Annotated in this window: 17 protein-coding genes; 15 read left to right on the top strand and 2 right to left on the bottom strand. The window is 60.6% G+C overall.

The features are described 5' to 3' along the window. Nucleotides 1-4 precede the first annotated feature (4 nt). Complete coding sequence (locus tag CKW17_RS03375) at nt 5-1630, bottom strand: NADP-dependent glyceraldehyde-3-phosphate dehydrogenase (protein ID WP_095118702.1); 1626 nt, start codon at nt 1628-1630, stop codon at nt 5-7. Nucleotides 1631-1979: 349 nt separating this feature from the next. Here CKW17_RS03375 and CKW17_RS03380 point away from each other — a divergent pair, with 349 nt between their 5' ends. From CKW17_RS03380 to CKW17_RS03445, 14 genes are all read left to right on the top strand, one after another. Beyond that, on the top strand, nt 1980-2333 hold the full coding sequence (locus CKW17_RS03380) for a cytochrome c5 family protein (protein WP_095118703.1): 354 nt from the start codon (nt 1980-1982) through the stop codon (nt 2331-2333). A gap of 76 nt (nt 2334-2409) precedes the next feature. Continuing rightward, nucleotides 2410-3738 carry a D-arabinono-1,4-lactone oxidase gene (locus CKW17_RS03385; protein WP_176470037.1) on the top strand — a complete coding sequence of 443 codons (1329 nt, stop codon included), beginning with the start codon at nt 2410-2412 and terminating at the stop codon, nt 3736-3738. A 74-nt stretch (nt 3739-3812) separates the two neighbouring features. Beyond that, nucleotides 3813-5021, top strand: a complete 1209-nt coding sequence (locus CKW17_RS03390; protein WP_176470038.1) for a DSD1 family PLP-dependent enzyme — start codon at nt 3813-3815, stop codon at nt 5019-5021. A gap of 261 nt (nt 5022-5282) precedes the next feature. Continuing rightward, nucleotides 5283-5894: a transposase gene (locus tag CKW17_RS30695; protein WP_007915478.1), complete on the top strand. Its 612-nt coding sequence runs from the start codon at nt 5283-5285 to the stop codon at nt 5892-5894. A gap of 56 nt (nt 5895-5950) precedes the next feature. After that, nucleotides 5951-7549: a ShlB/FhaC/HecB family hemolysin secretion/activation protein gene (locus CKW17_RS03400; protein ID WP_095118706.1), complete on the top strand. Its 1599-nt coding sequence runs from the start codon at nt 5951-5953 to the stop codon at nt 7547-7549. A 12-nt stretch (nt 7550-7561) separates the two neighbouring features. Next, nucleotides 7562-9358 carry a DUF2341 domain-containing protein gene (locus CKW17_RS03405; RefSeq protein WP_095118707.1) on the top strand — a complete coding sequence of 599 codons (1797 nt, stop codon included), beginning with the start codon at nt 7562-7564 and terminating at the stop codon, nt 9356-9358. 11 nt (nt 9359-9369) lie between these two features. Next, nucleotides 9370-9795 (top strand): biopolymer transporter ExbD, encoded by a 426-nt coding sequence (locus CKW17_RS03410; protein ID WP_007915482.1) that lies wholly within the window; start codon nt 9370-9372, stop codon nt 9793-9795. A 3-nt stretch (nt 9796-9798) separates the two neighbouring features. Continuing rightward, nucleotides 9799-10503 (top strand): energy transducer TonB, encoded by a 705-nt coding sequence (locus CKW17_RS03415; RefSeq protein ID WP_016983409.1) that lies wholly within the window; start codon nt 9799-9801, stop codon nt 10501-10503. A 39-nt stretch (nt 10504-10542) separates the two neighbouring features. Beyond that, a complete protein-coding gene (locus CKW17_RS03420; protein ID WP_095118708.1) occupies nt 10543-12240 on the top strand; it encodes a putative porin in 1698 nt (565 codons plus the stop codon). 17 nt (nt 12241-12257) lie between these two features. Beyond that, nucleotides 12258-12887, top strand: a complete 630-nt coding sequence (locus CKW17_RS03425) for a DNA repair protein (protein ID WP_095118709.1) — start codon at nt 12258-12260, stop codon at nt 12885-12887. A gap of 17 nt (nt 12888-12904) precedes the next feature. Beyond that, nucleotides 12905-13375, top strand: coding sequence for a YbjN domain-containing protein (locus tag CKW17_RS03430; RefSeq protein ID WP_095118710.1), 471 nt, complete (start codon nt 12905-12907; stop codon nt 13373-13375). Beyond that, nucleotides 13372-14319 (top strand): peptidylprolyl isomerase, encoded by a 948-nt coding sequence (locus tag CKW17_RS03435; RefSeq protein ID WP_095118711.1) that lies wholly within the window; start codon nt 13372-13374, stop codon nt 14317-14319. Before CKW17_RS03430 ends, CKW17_RS03435 begins: the two co-directional genes overlap by 4 nt. 158 nt (nt 14320-14477) lie before the next feature. Then, nucleotides 14478-15458 (top strand): LysR family transcriptional regulator, encoded by a 981-nt coding sequence (locus CKW17_RS03440; RefSeq protein WP_095118712.1) that lies wholly within the window; start codon nt 14478-14480, stop codon nt 15456-15458. Nucleotides 15459-15650: 192 nt separating this feature from the next. Further along, a complete protein-coding gene (locus CKW17_RS03445; RefSeq protein ID WP_095118713.1) occupies nt 15651-16169 on the top strand; it encodes a GNAT family N-acetyltransferase in 519 nt (172 codons plus the stop codon). Nucleotide 16170: 1 nt separating this feature from the next. On the opposite strand, the gene CKW17_RS03450 is transcribed toward CKW17_RS03445, so the two are convergent. After that, complete coding sequence (locus CKW17_RS03450) at nt 16171-16863, bottom strand: aspartate/glutamate racemase family protein (protein WP_095118714.1); 693 nt, start codon at nt 16861-16863, stop codon at nt 16171-16173. Nucleotides 16864-17075: 212 nt separating this feature from the next. On the opposite strand from CKW17_RS03450, the gene CKW17_RS03455 reads away from it, so the two are divergent. Next, a complete protein-coding gene (locus CKW17_RS03455; protein WP_095118715.1) occupies nt 17076-17567 on the top strand; it encodes a hypothetical protein in 492 nt (163 codons plus the stop codon). Nucleotides 17568-17596: the final 29 nt, after the last annotated feature.

Raw genomic sequence — 17596 nt, forward strand, 5'->3', positions numbered from 1 at the left:
CTCGTCAGAAGATGTAGTCGGTGGTCAGGAAGCTCGAATCACGACCGCGAATGATCTCGCTGATCAGATCCTTGTTGCTGTCCTGGAACTTGGTTGCCACCAGTGTGCGGATCGAAAACACCCGCAATGCATCGTGTACTGACAGCGTACCTTCTGCGGAATTCTTGCGGCCATTGAACGGGTAGGTATCCGGACCGCGCTGGCACTGAGCATTGAGGTTGATCCGCCCGACCTGGTTGGCGAATGTGTCCACCAGCCGTCCGACTGCCACCGGGTTGGTACCGAAGATGCTCAATTGCTGGCCGAAATCCGACTCCAGCACATAGTCGATCACGGTATCGAGATGACGGTACGGCACGATCGGTACGACCGGGCCGAACTGTTCTTCCTGATAGACACGCATCTGCGGGTTCACCGGGTACAGCACTGCCGGGTAGAAGAACGACTCGCGGGATTCGCCGCCATTCGGGTTGACCACTTCGGCGCCTTTACTGCGCGCATCCGCCACCAGACCATGTAGATAATCAACCTTGCCTGACTCTGGCAGCGGCGTCAGCGAAACACCGCTGTCCCACGGCATGCCCGGTTTCAGCGTGGCCAGTTTGGCGTTGAATTTTTCGATGAAGCTGTCGACCACATCTTCATGCACAAAGAGGATTTTCAGCGCGGTGCAACGCTGACCGTTGAACGACAGCGAACCGGTGACCGCTTCACTGACGGCGTTGTCGAGATCGACTTCCGGCAGAACGATGCCCGGATTTTTTGCATCCAGACCCAACGCAGCACGCAAGCGGTGTGGTTTGGGGTGCAGTTTCTTAAGGTCGCTGGCGGCTTTGTTGGTGCCGATGAAGGCGAAGATGTCGATCTTGCCGCTGGCCATCAGCGCGCTGACGGTTTCACGGCCACTGCCGTAGATGACGTTGATCACACCGGTCGGGAAACTGTCGCGGAACGCTTCCAGCAACGGACGAATCAGCAGCACGCCGAGCTTGGCCGGTTTGAACACCACGGTGTTGCCCATGATCAGCGCCGGGATCAGCGTGGTGAAGGTCTCGTTCAGCGGATAGTTGTAAGGGCCCATGCACAGGGCGACGCCGAGTGGCACGCGACGGATCTGCCCGAGCGTGTCCTGTTCCAGCTCGAAACGGCTGGAGCGGCGGTCGAGTTCCTTGAGCGCATTGATGGTATCGACGATGTAGTCGCAGGTACGGTCGAACTCTTTTTCCGAGTCCTTGAGGTTCTTGCCGATTTCCCACATCAGCAACTTCACCACGGCTTCGCGCTGCTGGCGCATGCGGCCGAGGAAGGCTTCGACGTGCTGGATGCGTTCGGCCACGCGCATGGTCGGCCACAGGCCCTGGCCACGGTCGTAGGCGCGCACGGCAGCGTCGAGGGCAGTGAGGGCGGTCTCGGCATCGAGCAACGGCGTGCTGCCGAGGATGACTTGCTCATCGCCGTTGTCACCTTTCAGGTAGACCGGACTGCGCACGGTGGCGAGCGGGCCGTCCCAGCGGCGCAACTGGCCGTCGACCAGATATTCGCGTTGCTCGACCTGAGCGTCAAGGCGGTATTTTTCCGGGATGTCGCTGACAGAAGGGAACAGATTGCCAAGGATGTTTGCTGTGGTCATGTCGCTACCCCGTGTTGATGTCCGTATGCAGATCAAAAAGCCTTCACAGGTTATACGCCTGAATGCGCTGAAATTTAAACCCGCAAATGTCACCGGAATGTCACGCAAAGGCGCAAAGCAGAGGGGGGTGGCTTGATGATCGTTCCCACGCTCCGCGTGGGAATGCAGCCGGGGACGCTCTGCGTCCCATTGGAACGCGGAGCGTCCCTTGAGGCATTCCCACGCAGAGCGTGGGAACGATCATCGGGGAGAGGGCTGGCCCCGTTTGCCCCCCTCGCTGTCCGGCAATGCCCTCAACCCGTTGCAGCCGCTGCCTTAAGGTGAGAGCACAACAATAAGCGAGGCCGTTATGCGGGCAATCCGACTCACTCTATTCTTGGCGTTGGTCATGGCGCTGCCTGGCTGCGGCGAAGACCCGAAGCCCTCAGTCACCAGCAACAAAGCCATGCCCAAGGACCCGGCACTGGCGCAGATCTACACCAACAGCTGCCAGCTCTGTCACGCCAACCCCGCTGCCAATGCGCCGCTCACCGGTGATCGCAAAGCCTGGGAGCCGCGCATCCGGCAGGGCCGCGACACGCTGCTCGACCACGCCATCAACGGCTATAACGGCATGCCGCCGATGGGCCAGTGCGTCGAGTGCAGCGAAGAGCAGTTTTTGCAACTGATCGGCTTCATGGCCGACCAAGTCCTCCCAGAATAAGGTGCCCGGCATGACCATGGATCTGACACGGCGTCAGTTGTTGCAACGGGCAAGCATTGTCGGCGCGTTCAGTGCGTTGGCCAGTAACCCGGCATTGGGCCAATTGCTGCGTGCGCCACGCTTGATTCCCTGGCGCAACTGGTCAGGCGGGCAGAGTTGCCTGCCGGCGGCGCGGCTGGCGCCAAAGAATCTTGATGAACTGGTGACCGTCATCAAACAGGCGCAAGGCAAGATTCGTCCGGTCGGTTCGGCGCATTCCTTCAGCGCGTTGGTGCCCACCGATGGGACGCTGTTGTCGCTGAGCTATTTCAACGGACTGCTCGACCACGATGCGAAAACCCTGCAAGCCGAATTCGCCGCCGGCACGCCGATGTCACGCATGGGCCTGCCGCTGAAAGACATTGGTCAGGCCCTGCAGAACATGGCCGATATCGATTACCAGACCCTCGCCGGGGCCATTGCCACGTCGACTCACGGCACCGGCAAAAACTTCCAGTCCTACTCGGCGCACGTCTGCGGCATGCAACTAGTGACGGCCAGCGGTGAAGTGCTCGACTGCGACAGCCAACGCCATCCGGAAGTATTCAACGCCGCCCGGGTTTCTCTCGGCGCCCTCGGCGTGGCCACCAGAATCCGTCTGCAAAACCGCCCGGCTTATCGCTTGCGCGAACGGCAATGGATCGCCAAGACCGAAGAGCTGCTCGAAGACCTCGAAAAGAACACCAGCGAAAACCAGCACTGGGAAATGCTCGTCGTCACCCATTCCGACTACGCCTTGTCCATCGCCCTCAACGAAACCGATGACCCGGCCACGCCGCCGATCAGCCCGGAAGAAGAGGGTGGCAACGAGTTCGTCACTCTGATCGAAAAGATCGACAAGTACGGCAGCGACTTCCCCGACCTGCGCCGTACGCTGCTCAACAGCTTGCGTCATCTGGCGAGTTTCGATGAGCGCGTCGGCGACTCCTACGACATCTACGCCAACGTGCGCACCGTGCGATTCAACGAAATGGAGTATTCCGTGCCAGCCGAACACGGCCCGGCGTGCCTGCGCGAAATCCTCAAGCTGATTCAGGACAAGGATTTGCGCACCTGGTTTCCCATCGAGTACCGGTACGTCAAGGCTGACAATATTCCGCTGAGCATGTTCGAGGGCCGCGACAGCTGTTCGATCTCGGTGCACCAGCATTATCAGATGGATCATCACAATTTCTTTGCGGCGGTCGAACCGATCTTCTGGAAGTACAACGGCCGGCCGCACTGGGGCAAGTTGCACACGCTCAACGCGAAGAACCTGCAACCGCTGTATCCGCGCTGGCGCGAATTTATCGATGTGCGCCAGGCCCTGGATCCGAGCGGGCGCTTTCTCAATGCGCATTTGTCGTCGATTTTGGGGGTGAGCTGATGGCGGTCAATCGACGTAACTTTCTTCTCGGTACGTTGGGTGTCGGCGCGCTCTTGGTCGGTGTTGGCGCGTGGTTGCGCCCGGGGGATCACGGCGCGCCGTACAGCGACTATTTCCGCGCGTTGAACAAAGAATTGAAGGACCACGGGCCAATGCGCCCGGTGCTGTTGATCGACCTGGATCGGCTCGATCACAACATCGATGTGGTGATGCAATCGGTCAAACGCGGTGGCAAGCAATTGCGTTTGGTGGAGAAGTCGCTGCCATCGCCGGGGCTGTTGAGCTACATCGCGCAACGTGCCGGAACGCAGAAGCTGATGTCGTTTCATCAGCCGTTTCTCAATCACGATGCGCTGACGTTTCCACAGTCGGATATTTTGCTTGGCAAGCCATTACCGGTACGTTCGGCAGCGCTGTTCTACCAAACCCACAAAGGCCCGTTTGATCCCGCGAAGCAACTGCAATGGCTGCTCGACGGGCCGCAGCGTTTGCAGCAATACCTCGCGCTGGCTCAGGGGTTAGGCACAAGGATGCGCATCAACATTGAGCTGGACGTCGGCCTGCATCGCGGCGGCGTCAGTGATGTGAATGTGTTGGGCCAAATGCTCACGCTGATCAGCGCCAACCCGCAGCATCTGGAATTCGCTGGCTTCATGGGCTACGACCCGTTCGTGGGCATGGGAGTGCCGGGGATTCTTGGCTCGCCGGAAGAACTGTTCGCCAAGGTCATGGTGATTTATCAGCGCTGTGTCGATTTCACCCGCCAGCAGTTTCCCGCGTTGTGGCATGACGGTTTGTGCCTGAACACTGCAGGGAGCCCGAGTTATCGCATTCATGAAAACGAGAAACTCAGCAGCGAGGTTTCGGTGGGAACGGCGATGCTTAAACCGACGCACTATGATTTGCCATCGCTCAACGAGCACGTCCCCGCGACCTACATCGCCACGCCCGTGTTGAAAAGCACTGGCGCGGTGAATATCCCGGCGCTGGATGACAAGTCGAAGCTGTTTTCGTGGTGGGACCAGAATCAGCGTCAGACCTTCTTCATCTACGGCGGTAACTGGATGGCCGAGTTCGAATCGCCCCAGGGTTTACAGAGCAACAGCGTCTACGGACGCAGCTCCAATCAAGAGATAGTCAACGGCTCCAGTGCCGTCGGCCTGACCGTAGAAGATCAAGTCTTCCTGCGCCCGACCCAGACCGAAGCCGTACTCCTGCAATTCGGCGACCTGCTCGCCGTGCGCAACGGCAAAATAGTCGACACCTGGCCCGTCTACACCTGACCCAAAATCACCACAAATCCCCTGTAGGAGTGAGCCTGCTCGCGATGGCGTCCTGTCAGTTGATATTTATTTGGCTGACACACCGCTATCGCGAGCAGGCTCACTCCTACATTGGATGTGTATACACCCATACGCGGTAATGAAGCTTTTATGACAAAAGTTCGGTAGCACATCGCCAGTCCGGTCATGCCTATGTAACGCGCTTGAGGGGCCCAACGGGGCGTTTTTCACAAGCCGAGGCGGGACGCCGGGAGTGAGGCAATGGGGACTATGGAACGCTACTCGAAAGTGGGCATGCAGGAACTCGATCAACGCCTGTCGAAGATCGTCGAAGCCGCGCGCAAGAAGCCGGTTTCGGTGTATCGCTACGGCGCGCCGTGGGTCTGGATTGTCTCGCAGGATGACTGGCAGGGCGCCTTGAAAGAGGTGTCGAGCTACATTCCGCCGGGCCATTCGCTGGTGTTGCTGCGCCCGCAGATCGACGACTTGCTCGACGCCCACCGCGAACTCCTGCACGACCTCAATGCCGAGCCGGGCATGCTGATTCCCGCGCAAACGGTGATGCACATCCTGCTCCTGCAACTGCTGTATTCGGTGCCCAGCGAGCAGCAACTGTATGAACAGCTCAATTACAACCTGCTGTTCCGCTGGTTCGTCGGTCTTGGCCTGAACCAGAAAGTCTGGAGCTTCAACGCCCTCAGTCGCGACATCGCCACGCTGCTCAACGAGCCACGGGCGGTGCTGCTCATTCAAAAAATCATTGGCGAAGTGTTCTGCGGCGCGTTGCTGCAAATGCCTGAGTTCTCGCTGAACTTCGCGCTTTTGCACACGTGGCTGGGCAAGCACGCCTGCGCCTCGACAGCCAGCAATTGACGCCATACACGCGGCGTTCGAAACGCCAACAGGTCATCGCGAATTCAGGGGGTAGTGTGGAACCGATTTTCAAGTCACGGCTGGCGCTGTGGGGCTGGCTGCTGGTGACGGCGGGCGTGCAGCCGGCATTGGCCGAAGAGGCTGCGGAAAGCGCGGCGGCGCAGCGTCTGGTCGACGTCAACGAATACTTCGTGCGCGGCAACACCGTGCTCGATGCGCGGGCGATTGAAGAGGCGGTGTACCCGTTTCTCGGCCCGCAAAAAGCCCTCAGCGATATCGAAGGTGCTCGGGACGCGTTGCAAAAGGCCTATCAGGAACGCGGCTATCAGTCGGTGTTCGTCGAGCTGCCGGAGCAAGCGGTGGCTGACGGCATCGTCTACCTGCAAGTCAGCGAAACCAAGGTCGGCCGGGTGCGTGTGGTCGGCGCCAAACACTATTCGCCGCTGGACATCCGCGACGACGTCCCGGCGCTGAAGGAAGGCGAGGTGCCGGATTTCGCCAAGGTCCAGGGCGAACTCGCACAACTGAACAAAACCCCGGGCCGGCAAGTCATGCCGCTGGTGCGCGAAGGTCAGCGCCCCGGCACCATGGACGTCGATTTGCAGGTCGAAGACCAGAACCCGTGGACCGCCAGCGTCGGCCTCAACAACGATTACAGCGCCGACACGGAAAAACTGCGCACGGTCACCAGCCTTGGTTACAACAACCTTTGGCAACTTGGCCACAGCGTCAACCTGACGTTCTTCACTGCACCGCAGGAAACCGATAACGCCAAGGTCTGGTCCGGCTCCTACACCGCGCCGCTGACCGATCGCTGGAGCGTGCAGTTCTCCGGTTACCAGTCCGACAGCAACGTCGCCACCATCGGCGGCAGCAACGTGTTGGGCAAGGGCCACAGCTACGGCGTGTCGGCGATCTACACGCTGCCGTCGAGCGGCAACTGGTCGAATTCGCTGTCCGCCGGCATCGACTTCAAGGACTTCGATGAACGCCTGACCCTGTCCGGCGAGAGCGACAAAGTCCCGTTGCAATACGCACCGTTCACCTTCGCCTACAACGGCTACCGCTACACCGAGAAGAGCCAGCTCGGCCTCGGCCTGAGCCTCGTCGCCGCCACTCGCAGCATCTTCGGCTACGGCAGTTCCGACGAAGATTTCGACTACAAACGCTACCGTGCCAAACCAAGTTTCGCCGTGCTCAAGGGCGATACCAATTACACCTGGACCTTCGACAGCGACTGGCAGAGCGCAAGCAAAGCCGCATTCCAACTCGCCTCGGGGCCACTGGTCTCCAACGAACAATTCTCCGCCGGCGGCGCCACTTCAGTGCGCGGCTATCTGGCTGCCGAACGCACCGGCGATGACGGCTTGCTGCTCAGTCAGGAACTGCGCACGCCATCGCTGGCCAAGTACGCCGGCACGTGGATGCAGGACTGGCGTTTCTACGCCTTTGCCGAAGGTGCACAACTTTATCTGCGCGACGAACTGCCGGATCAGGACGCCAATTACGCCTTGGCCAGCGTCGGCCTCGGCACCCGCGCCAGCCTGAGCAAATGGCTGTCCGGCAGCCTCGACTGGGGCTACCCGCTACTCGAAGGGCCGAACACCTCGAAACAGGAATCGCGCCTGCACTTCAACCTTCAAGCCACTTTTTAAAGGAGCACGTTCATGCAGCGCCTCATTCTTTCGTTGTTGATCTGCCTGGGCTTCGTGCTCCCGGCCACGGCTCAGGCCTGGTGGCAGGACGACTGGCATTACCGCAAACAGATCGCCGTCGACACCACGCCACAAGGCGCGGCGATCAATCAGGCCCTCGGTCGCACGGCGCTGTTGGTGCGCCTGCACACCGGTAACTTCACCTTCGACGGGGTCAAAGAGGACGGTTCGGATCTGCGCTTCGTCGCCGCCGATGACAAGACCGTGCTCAACCACCAGATCGAAAGTTTCGACGCGCTGATGGGCATGGCGCTGATCTGGGTCGATGTGCCGAATGTCGAGGGCGGTCAGCGCCAGGACATCTGGATGTATTACGGCAATCAAAAGGCCCCGGCGACCGGCAACGGCCAGCTGACCTTCGACCCGAATTACACCGCGCTCTATCACTTCGACGGCGCCACCGGCACCCCGGCCAAGGACACCACCGCCTACGGCAATACCGCGCAAAGTGCGACCGGCGCGGCGATTGACGGCGTCGTCGGGCGCGCCTTGCAGTTCAGCGGCCAGCCGTTGTTGCTGCCGGCCAGTCCTTCGTTGCAGCACAACGCTGGCAGTGCGTTCACCTTCAGTGCCTGGTTGCGTCTGGATCAGGCCAATGGCGAACAACTGATTCTCGCCCGTCGTGAAGGCGCCAACAGTCTGCTGGTCGGTGCCAATCAAGGCGTAACGTTTGTAGAAATCGATGGCCAACGCGCTGTCGCCACGCAAGCGCTGAATCCGGGCCAATGGCAACACGTCGCGCTCACCGCTGAAAGCTCGAAAGTGACCCTGTTCATCAACGGTCGCGAAGTTGCCACGCTCGCTCAGGCGATGCCGGCCTTCAACTCGGTCATGGCCATCGGTGCTGACGTGCACGAAGGCCCATTCCAGCCGTTCGTGGGCGCTATCGATGAATTGCGTCTGTCGAAGGTTTCGCGCCCGGCAGCGCTGTTGCTGGCGGACGCTACTTCGCAAGGTGCCGAGTCGAAACTGGTGGCTTACGGTGTCGACGAAGAACAGTCCGGTTTCGGTTTCGGCAGCCTCGGCTTTCTGCTCAACGCCGTGCCGATCGACGCCTGGGTGATCATCGCCGTGCTGGTGCTGATGATGTTCCAGTCGTGGGTCATCATGCTGCGCAAGAACCGCAGCCTCAGCCGCGTATCTGCCGCCAACGAAGACTTCCGCGTGCAGTTCGCCAAGGTCGGCACGCGTCTGGAGATGTTCGCTGACGACGCCCAACTCGCCCAGCGTTTGCAGCATTCGTCGCTGTGGCGCTTGTATCTGGTAGCAGTGAAAGAGATCCGCACCCGCCGAGAGCAGGGCGCCGATACCTCCTCGGTATCCGCCGCCACCATCGAAGCCATCCGCTGCTCCATGGACGGCGTGCGCACCCGCGAAAACCAGCAACTGAGCTCGAAACTCTCGACCCTGTCCAACGCCATCGCCGGCGGCCCGTACATCGGCCTGCTCGGTACGGTGCTGGGGATCATGGTGGTGTTCCTCGGCACCGCAATGGCCGGCGACGTCAACATCAACGCCATCGCGCCCGGTATGGCTGCCGCGTTGCTGGCCACGGCGATGGGCCTGTTCGTCGCGATCCCGGCGCTGTTTGGCTACAACCGCCTGATCACCCGCAACAAGGAAGTCAGCGCCGACATGCGCGTGTTCGTCGACGAGTTCATCACGCGGCTGGCGGAGATGCATGGCGAGAGTCAGTTCAGTGAGTCGTCGCATCGCGGCCATCACGCCAACCACTCCGTACCGGCCTGAGGAGCACTGACATGGCGTCTGTAAATGCCTCCCACGACGATGACGAAGATGCAGCAGTGGACAGCATCAACATCACCCCCTTGGTCGACGTACTGATGGTGGTGCTGGTGATGTTCATCCTCACCGCCACCGCGCAGGTCTCCGGGATCCAGATCAACCTGCCCAAGGCCAGCGCCTCCGTGTCGCTGTCCGAGGCCAAGACCAAGGCGATTTCGGTCAACGACGGCGGCCAGGTGTTCCTCGACGCTTACCCGGTGACCCTGGCCGAGCTGGAAGAACGCCTGCGCATCGAGAAGGCGCAGAGCCCGGATTTCCCGGTGATCGTGCGCGGCGACGCGACCGTGCAATACCAGAAAGTCATCGAAGTGCTGGATCTGTTGCGCCGGCTCGAACTGTCCCAGGTCGGTCTCGTCACCGGCAAACCGAGTCAGGGCTGAGTCATGACCGCACAACTCCCGATCGAACCGCTGCCGGTGAAAAAACCAGCGCTGCGTTACGCGAAGTGGGGCGCCGGATTACTGATCGGCGCGCTCGCCGCGTGGTTCCTCTGGCAGTGGGCCAACGACATGAGCGGCATCCGCCGCGAAGCGCCGAAGGTGCCGACGATCATTCCGTTGCCGCCACCGCCACCTCCGCCGCCAGAAAAACCGCCGGAGCCGGAAACCCCGGTCGAAGAAAAAGTCGTCGAGCCGGAACCAACGCCGGAACCAGAAGAGGTCAAGCCCGAGGAAGAAGCACCGCCATCACCGGTGGACGATCTGGCCAATCCGATGCAAATGGACGGCGATGCGCAGTCCGGCAATGACGCTTTCAACATCGGCGCGGGCAAGGGCGGCGGCATGGCCGGGACCGGCGGCGGGCGCCTGGGCACGGGGACGTACAGCCAGTTTCTGGCGTTCACCTTCCAGCGTTTGCTCCGTGAGAACCCTGAGCTGCGCAACCTCGCGTTCTCGCTGCAGGCCGATGTCTGGCTGAGCAGCGTTGGCGAGATCACCCGGGTCGAGCTGATCAAGTCCAGCGGTAACCCTGAGATCGATACGCAAGTTCTGGCGGCGCTGCGCGGTGCTCCGGCACTGAGCGAACGGCCACCGGCCTCCATCACTTTGCCTGTGCGCCTGTCCCTGCAAGGGCGGCGTCCGGGTTAATTCACTTATTTACGCTTTGCCAAAAGGAGTTGTGTGCAGATGATTTCCAACGTGAATCGATTGTCCCTGGCGGTCGGCATGGTCATTGCGACCCTGGTCGGTCAGGCCGCGGCAGCGCCTGCGCCCTCGGAGAACGCCACGATCAATCTGATCCGCTTGCTGGTCGAGCAGGGCATTCTGAAACAGGACAAGGCCGACGCACTGATCGCCCAGGCGCAGAACGAAGCGGCGCAGGCGAAACAAGCTGCGGCATCCACCGCTGTGGCGGCGGGGCCAGTGGCGGCGCCGGGTGACGTGCGTGTGCAATACGTGCCGGCAGCGGTGCGTGACCAGATCCGCGATCAGGTCAAAGCCGAAGTCATGGCCACCGCCAAACAGGAAAACTGGGCCGCGCCCAACAGCTTCCCGGAATGGGCTGCGCGCATCAGTTTCGACGGCGACATTCGCTTGCGCAACGAATCGCGCTACTACTCGGACAGCAACAGCAACGAGATCGTCGACTTCGCCAAGCTCAACAACAACGGCCCGTACGACGTCAATCCGAACAGCAGCACCAATCTGCCGCCGTTGCTCAACACCCGCGAAGACCGCACCAACCAGTTCCGCATCCGTGCACGGCTGGGCATGAAAGCCGAGATCTCGCCGCAATGGACCGCTGGCATTCGTATCGGCACCGGCTCGGACAACAACCCGGTGTCGACCACGCAAAACCTCGGCGGCGGTTTCGCCAAAAAGGACATCTGGCTCGATCAGGGCTACCTGAACTGGAAGCCCACGGATGAATTGACCCTGACCGGCGGGCGCTTCGCCAATCCATTCATGTCCACCGACATGCTCTATTCCAACGACTTGAACTTCGACGGCGTCGCGGCGATTTTCGACCACAAGCTCAACCGCGATTGGGGCGTGTTCGGCACCGTCGGCGCGTTCCCGGTGGATTACACCAACGACACCGCCAGCAGCAACGGCTTCGACAAGGAAGAGAGCGACAACAAGTGGCTGTACGGTGCGCAGATCGGCGCCAAATGGGCGATCAACAGCAACAACCGCTTGAAAGGCGCGCTGGCTTACTACCGCTTCGACGACATTCAGGGTCAGCGCTCCAGCCCTTGCGAACCGTGGGCCGGCGCACCGGGTTGCGACAGCGACGGCAGCCGCGCGGCGTTCATGCAGAAGGGCAACAGCGTGTTCCTGCTGCGCGACATCACGCCGAACCCGCTTAACCCGACTACCACGCCGCAGCCGCAATTCGTTGGCCTCGCTTCCGAATTCAATCTGCTGGACTTGAACGTAGTGTGGGACGCCGACCTGCCGGAAGACTTCAAACTGCGCAGCCAGGGCAACTACATCCACAACCTCGCGTACGACGAAGGCGACATGCGCAAGCGTTCGGCCGGGCAGATCGTCAACAACCTCGACAGCAACGGCGACATCGAAAGCGGCGCCAATGCGTGGATGGTGCAGTTCACCCTCGGCAGCGCGCTGGACCTGAAAAAGCAGGGCGACTGGAACATGTTTGCTGGCTACAAATACATCCAGCCTGATGCCTTGCCGGACGGTTTCAACGACTCGTCGTTCCACCTTGGCGGCACCAACGCCAAGGGTTATTTCATTGGCGGCAACTACGGTCTGGCGAAGAACGTTTACGCGACCGGTCGCTGGATGAGCACCGAAGCGGTGTACGGCGCGCCGTTCGACATCGACGTCTTGCAGCTTGAGATCAACACGCGCTTCTAAGGCGCCGGGAGAGGGTTATGAAAACGCGTTTGTTGTGGCTGAGCCTCGGCTTGTTGTGCGCTACCGGTGCGAATGCCGAAGGCATGGAAGAACGCCTGCGCACGCAATTGCGCAGCACCACGCAACAGCTGCAGGCCCTGCAAAGTCAGCAGGCCCAGGCCAGCGCCGCGCAACTGGCGGCGCAGAACGAAGCCAAGGCTGCGCAGGCGCAAATCAAGCAATTGAGCGCTGAACTGGCTAAGGCCAAAGGCGTCGCCGAGCAACTGGCCGGGCAGCAGCAGAGCCTGCACAGCCAGGCGCAGGCACAAGTAGCGGCTAGCGCCGAGCAGACCGGCAAGTTCAAAAAGGCCTATGACGAGTTGCTGGTCATGGCCCGTGCCAAAGAGGCAGAACGGTCTAAGCTTCAAGCGCAATTGGCTGAACGTGACACACAAGTGCAGCAATGTTCAGTCAAGAATCAGCAGATGTACGGCGTCGCCAAGCAGATCCTCACTGCCTACGAAAACATCGACGTGGCCGAGGTGATGAAGATCCGCCAGCCCTTCGCGGGCAGCGCCCGGGTCAAGTTCGATGAACTGGCTCAGGGGTTTGGTGACGAGCTTTACAAGACTCAATTCGACGCGCCGCAAGCCGCGCTCACGCACTGATAGACAAGGAAGAAACAATGACTCAATTGATCAGCCACGTATCGCCAAAATCTCTGACCGAAGTCCTGCAAGCTGCGGGTTATCGCGTCAACGAAACCGAGCAGAACGGTATTGTTCAGTTGCTCAGCGCCAGCCAGGGCATCGGCTACGCCGTGCGCTTTGGTAATCCGGCGGTGGAGCAGGGCAGCTACGTCGATTTCACTTTCAGCTGTGCGCTGCGGGTGCAGGGTGAGTTGCCACAGGGTGTGGCCGAGCAGTGGAACGCCAGCCGTCGTTTTGCGCGGTTGTCGTTGCAGGGCGAGTTTCTGGTGATGGAAATGGACGTGGTGGTGGCGGCGGGCGTGAGCAACGAGCACGTGCGTGGCAACCTGGAATTGTGGGATCGCCTGTTGCAGGAATTTATCGTTTATCTGCGTGATTTCACTCAAGCCGCGCAAGCATCTACCGCGAAAGTCGCCGTTGCCGAGCAAGAGGAAGTCGCGCTGTGAAAAAGCCTGCCATGGTGATCAGCGCTGCGGCAGTGGCGCTGTTGGTGGTGGCCGTGGCGCTGGTGGTGCGGCCGGGCAGTGACCCGGTCGCCGCCCAGCAATCGTCGTCTGTGGCGGCGGTTGCTGCGGGGCCTGCAGTGGCGCGGTTGGGTAATCAGCAGGTAAGCCCTGCGGAACTTCAGGCGTTGCTGGCGACAGTCCCGCCAGAGACCCGCGAACAATTACGCGGTAATCGTGAGGCACTGGAACGCTGGATTCGCACGCGTCTGGCCGAGAAAGCGGTGCTGGAGCAGGCTGATGCGCAGGGTTGGGCGCAGCGTCCGGACGTGGCCCGGCAGACCCGTGCGGCGACTGAGCAGATTGTCTTCCGCGATTACTTGCGTTCGGTCAGTCAAGTGCCGGCGGATTATCCGAGTGCGGCCGAGTTGCAGCAGGCCTATGACGCAGGCAAAGCGAACTGGCTGACACCGTCGTTGTATCGGGTCAGTCAGATTTTCCTTGGGGTGAATGATCCGCAGAATCTTGAATCGGTGCGCAAACAGGCGCTTGAACTGAGCAAGAAAGCGCAGGCGACACCGGCAGAATTTGCTGCACTGGCGACGCAGTATTCTCAGGACCGCGTCACCGCTGAACGCGGCGGTGATAGCGGCCTGCAACCGTTGCAGCAATTGGTGCCGGAAGTGCGAGGCGCCGTGGCGCGGCTCAAGGTGGGCGCAGTCTCTGATCCCGTCCAAAGTGCCGCCGGGTTCCATGTGATCAAGCTCACCGAGCAACAGCCTGCACGCACCGCAACCCTCGATGAACTGCGTGATCAGCTAACCGAGGCCTTGCGTGCGCAGCGGCAGGAACAGATTGCCCAAGCGTATCTGGACGGAATGCTCAACACCGCAACCCTGAGCATCGACGGCGCCGAACTGAACAAAGTCCTAGAGGAAAAACGCTAATCCCACCTCCACCACCAATCCCCCTGTAGGAGTGAGCCTGCTCGCGATAGCGGTGGGTCAGGTTAAGAAATGTCGACTGACACACCGCTATCGCGAGCAGGCTCACTCCTACAGGGAGCTGCGTTAAGACAAATACAAAGATCGACAGGGAGTCATCGATGTCATTCACCGAACCCGCAGGACGACCGGGCACCAGCGATTACCGCTGGCCACAGGACAACAGCGAACCGTGGCTCGCACATGCCGCGACCATCGACGCCGACGTCGCCCAATACTTCCTGGTCAGCGCCCGCTGCGGTTGCTTCATGCAAGCCGCACGCAGCCTCAACGTACGCTCGACCTTGCTGCGCAAACAACTGGCGCAGCTTGAGCAAGAGCTTCAGCACACACTGTTCAGCTTTCAAGGCAGCGCCTTGAGCCTGACCCGCGAAGGCCAGCAATTGCAGGCCAAACTGATAGCGCTGGCCAACGAACGCAAACTCCCGGTGATCGAGCAACCGCTGATTCGCCTCGCCGTCGCCGAATCGATCCTGCACGACATCCTCGGCCGCGACCTCATCGCACTGCTGCGCCGCAATGCCAGCGTACGTCTGGAAATCATCGCGCTGGACAGCGAACTGTCCCTGCGCGCCGTCAGCGCCGACATCGTCCTCTGGCTCGCCCACGGCGAAACCCCACACCCCGGACCGACCTTCGCCACCAGCGAACCGCAACCACTGGCGCGCCTCGACTACCTGCCGCACATCGCCAAACGCTACTCCCGCGTCACCGCGCGCCCGGACACCCCCGACGACCTCGCCGACTTCATGCTGGTGCAATGGCAACATGATCGGCAGATCAGCAGCTTTCGCCCTTGGAATGAACTGGTTGAACAGCGTCTGGCCGGGGTGGTGCAAATGCAGTCTTATGAATTGATGCTGGAGATGATTCGCTGCAGCGCGTGCATTGGGTTGTTGCCGGCGTATATGAGCCGCTTTGATCGGGGCCTGATCGCGCTGCCGGGGCTGTTCGAGGAACCCATGCAATTGCAGGCGTGGCTGGCGGTCAACGCGGACTCACAAAATATCAGCGAAGTCCAAACCCTGACCGACCTCATCCACCACACCTTCAACGAACGCCACGAATGGTTCCAGCCCTGACGCAATCCTCCTGTGCCCACATTCCCCTGTAGGAGTGAGCCTGCTCGCGATAGCGGTGTGTCAGATTGATCAATGTTGACTGACACACCGCTATCGCGAGCAGGCTCACTCCTACAAATATTTTGCTATGGCAGACAAAGTGTTCACCGGTTTAGAGTGGTCAGCCACACATCGATCCAGGAAGGATCCGCCATGCCCGACCACAACGCCGCCATTCACATCGAACGCTTTAGCGAGTGGCACCTCGAGGCTGTCACTGCGCTCTACAACGAGCGGGCCGTCACCCGGCAGGTGTTGCAGATGCCGTTTCAGTCCGTCGACGTCTGGCGCCAACGGCTGCTGGCGGAAAATGAACGGGTGTTGAAGCTGGTCGCGCTGCATCAGGGCCAGGTCATCGGCCATCTGGGGCTGGAAAACTATTCGCGGATTCGTCGCAGCCACGCCGGTAGCGTCGGTATGGCAGTCGCCGGGGCGTGGCAGGGCAAAGGCGTGGGTTCGCAGCTGTTGGCGGCGGCGCTGGACGTCGCCGACAACTGGATGAATCTGCACCGCGTCGAACTCTCGGTTTACGCCGACAATGAGGCCGCCATCGCGCTCTACCGCAAATTCGGTTTCGAGACCGAAGGCCTGTTTCGCGATTACGCGGTGCGCGACGGGCAGTGGGTCGACACCCTGAGCATGGCCCGCCTGCGCAATCGTTCGAAAACCTGACTCAGTCGCCCAGCGCGAACGCCACCGCCGACTGCGCATGCAGCTCGGTGGTGTCGAGGAGTGGCAGGGCGCTGTGTTCGGGTTTGATCAACATGCCGATTTCGGTGCAGCCGAGGATAATTGCCTGAGCGCCACGCTTGGTCAGTGATTCGATTACTCGCTGATAGATTTTTCGCGATTGTTCACTGATCACGCCGACGCAGAGTTCGTCGTAGATGATCCGGTGGACGTCCTTGCGTTCGGCTTCATTCGGCACCAACACGGTCAAACCCTTGGCAATCAGGCGTTGCTTGAGAAAGTCCTGTTCCATGGTGAATGCCGTGCCGAGCAGGCCGACGGTGCGCGCATCAATGTCCAGAGCCGCCTGCGCGGCCGGTTCGGCAATGTGCAGAAACGGAATGCTGATCGCCGCCTGAATCTGTTCGGCGACCTTGTGCATGGTGTTGGTACACAGCACCACGCATTCGGCGCCGCCGGCTTCGAGCCTGCGCGCGGCATCCACCAGAATTGCCGCCGCATCGTCCCAGCGCCCGGCGTGCTGGGCCTGTTCGACAGGGCCGAAGTCGACGCTGTACATCAGCAATTGCGCCGAACGCAACGGGCCGAGACGATCACGGACTTGCTGATTGATGAGTCGATAGTATTCGGCGCTGGATTCCCAGCTCATGCCGCCGATCAGGCCGATGGTGCGCATTGGATGTCCTCAGGCATATGACAGTGTCGAACGTTCAGGTCTGCCCGGAGTTTCCTTTTGTTCAGGGGCCGATGCCAGCAACAAGTGACTGTACTGCTGATCTTTCACCCAAGTGTCATGGTGCTTCATCGGACTTGGTGCAGGTTAAACGTACGCAGCGGCTGGTATCTGCCACTATCGAGTATTGCAGGTCCTTTCCGAGGTACACCGCTATGGACGACGTACAACAATTGGGCGAGATGCTTCGTCATTACGCCGAGAGCGAAGCGCACAAGAAGCAACTGTTCGAAACACAGTCAGCGGTCTGGGCCACGCGGATTACCGCGCTGTTCGGCGATATTCAGCAATGGCTGGAACCGGTGCAGGCGCCGAATCTGCTGGAGGTGAATCGCGAGGCGTACGTCGCGTTCGGGCCGAGCACGCCGGTGGAGACCTCGACCTTCAAGACTGAGAAACTGAGCATTGTGATTGCCGGCAAACCGGTGGAGTTCGTGCCGGATGTGATGGGCAGTGCGGGGCAGATTTCGCTTGCGGTGATGGGGCTGACGGCGGCGCGTTATGGCAGCATTTCGTTGGTGGGGCTGCCGAATGGTGAGTGGCAGTGGCGCAAGACCAATGGTTTGAAGGATCCGGATACGTTTGTGTTTGATGCGAATTTTCTGGCGCAGCAGTTGCAGAGCCTGATTCCTCGGGATCGTAGTTAAGATCAAGAGCTTACCCCCTCACCCCAGCC

The organism is Pseudomonas sp. Irchel s3f10, from assembly GCF_900187515.1.
GTDB classification, from domain to species: domain Bacteria; phylum Pseudomonadota; class Gammaproteobacteria; order Pseudomonadales; family Pseudomonadaceae; genus Aquipseudomonas; species Aquipseudomonas tensinigenes.